Origin of the sequence: Psychrobacter celer, from assembly GCF_016107555.1 — a bacterium.
Classification (GTDB): Bacteria; Pseudomonadota; Gammaproteobacteria; order Pseudomonadales; family Moraxellaceae; genus Psychrobacter; species Psychrobacter celer.
In genome coordinates this window covers 1-1,966 of the sequence record NZ_JABASU010000050.1, presented here as the reverse complement: position 1 = coordinate 1,966, position 1,966 = coordinate 1, and the positions used below count along the sequence as shown (strand labels likewise).

2 protein-coding genes are annotated in these 1,966 nt (G+C 42.4%); both read right to left on the bottom strand.

Going from position 1 to position 1,966, the window contains the following annotated elements; all coding sequences use genetic code 11:
- Positions 1–167 precede the first annotated feature (167 nt).
- The gene (locus tag JFC05_RS12600) at positions 168–1,322 is read right to left on the bottom strand and encodes an RNA-guided endonuclease InsQ/TnpB family protein (RefSeq protein ID WP_093071385.1); all 1,155 of its coding nucleotides are present in this window, start codon (positions 1,320–1,322) and stop codon (positions 168–170) included.
- Entirely contained in the window at positions 1,319–1,930 is a 612-nt protein-coding gene (locus tag JFC05_RS12595; RefSeq protein ID WP_105243824.1) for an IS607 family transposase, read from the bottom strand. The genes JFC05_RS12600 and JFC05_RS12595 overlap by 4 nt, the downstream gene beginning before the upstream one ends.
- Positions 1,931–1,966 lie beyond the last annotated feature (36 nt).

Here is a 1,966-nt window from a genome sequence, read left to right as displayed (position 1 = left end):
CCGTTCCAAAAATCTTACTCAAACCTAGCCAATATTGACTATTAGATAGGTTTGACGTTTTCTTTCTGCTTCATTGTCACGCGCTATTTCTCATTTGAGATTTAGACTGACCACGACTCCACAGACTTTTTTAATTGGCGATGGAACTCACCGTCCAATAAACAGGATTATGCAGCTGTTAAAATAACAGTCGCGTTATTTAAAATATTGATGCTGGCGTTGAGGTCACGGTCATGAGAAACCTGACAGTTAGGGCACAACCACTCACGCATTTTCAATGTTAGCTCATCTTTACCAAGGATATGATTGCAGTTTGAACAGGTTTTTGAGCTTGGGTAGAAGGGTCCGACTGATTTCACAACCTTGCCTTGCTCAGTGGCTTTGTAGATAAGCTGTCGCTTAAACTCAAAGAAACCCAAGTCACTGATAGCTCTTGATAGCCGCCTGTTCTTAACCATACCTTTGACATTCAAATCCTCAATCGCAATCACATCGAACTCATTAACCAGACTTGTTGTGATTTGATGGAGAGAATCTTGCCTAATACACCTGATCTTATAGTGCAAACGAGAGAGCTTGGTTTTCGCTTTTTCTCTGTTTTTACTGCCTTTTTTAGTGCGACTGAGCGCTTTGTTTAGCGTTCTTAGTTTTTTAAGGTTTGCTTGAAGTGGTTTTGGCGCTTTAATTTTAGTGCCGTCTGATAAAACCAGTAAGTCGGTAATACCAAGATCAACACCAACGCTTTTACCTGTCTTTTTAGTAGGAATTACAGCTTTTTGTATTTCAACAGCCACACTAACAAACCACTTACCGCCACGTTTAGAGATGGTGGCTGACATGATCTTGCCGTCAAAACGTAAAGCTTCTTTTAAGCGAACCCAGCCCAAGTTTGGGATACGAATGGATTTACCTTTAATGGCAAATTGGTCGTTGGATAAACTGAATCTATCGTCACGGCCTTTTTTACGAGCGGTTGGGTATTTCGCTAAGCCTTTAAAGAAGTTGTTATAAGCATCACCCAACTGCATGATTGCCGCCTGCGGAGCGCATTTGGTCACTTCCAGCATATAGGGGAATAATTCACGCTTAATGGCGTTCAATTCGCGTCTGAGCTTCGCCTGTGAGGGCTTGTTTAGATTTTTAGTATCAACCTCAACGCCTGCGGCCAAACACGCATCACGGTACGCTTTGTCAAGCGCATACTGCCGCTGCCACTCATGCAAAGCCCAGTTGTAGGCTTTTCTCGCCACGCCACAAGCACGAGCAAGGTGATTTGCCTGTACGTTGTTTGGCTTGAGTTCGATAATGTGTCCACGGATCATAATGCTTTTTTAACCGCCTCTATTAATTGTTGGTTTTTCTTGCTGCAAGAGCCGTATAGCCTCGCTGAAAATACGGTGATAATCTCCAATACATCTTGGGCTAATTCTTGCTCAAAACTCAACTCTTCACCTTGATTGATTATTACCACTTCAACGTCACGAGCCTCACACAACATGAAAACCAGTTCTGCACCAAATCGTAAAAGCCTGTCTTTATGGGTAATTACCAGCCGTTCAACTTTATTGCTCAGTATGTCATCAAGCAGGTTTTTTAAGCCTTTCTTTTTATAATTCATTCCACTACCAAGATCGGTAATCGTCTCAAAAGTCCAGCCTTGCCTGGCACAATAAAGTTCCAAAACTTGAGACTGGCGAAGTAAGTCGTCTTTTTGATCACGACTCGACACACGAGCATAAGCAATGGTTTTTCGGTCTAATTTAGGTGGTGTATTCAAGGAATGCGGTCTGATTTCACTTAAATCATATCGTCTATGCCCGTTTTCGGTTCGCTTGGCGACTAACGTACCATCCTCATCCCAACGTCTTAATGTGGATTGAGCAACGCCGAAATGTTTGGCAGCCTCCCCAATACTAACCAGTTTCCCCATAACTTGCTCTCTATATTATAGATATAATCTATCTAT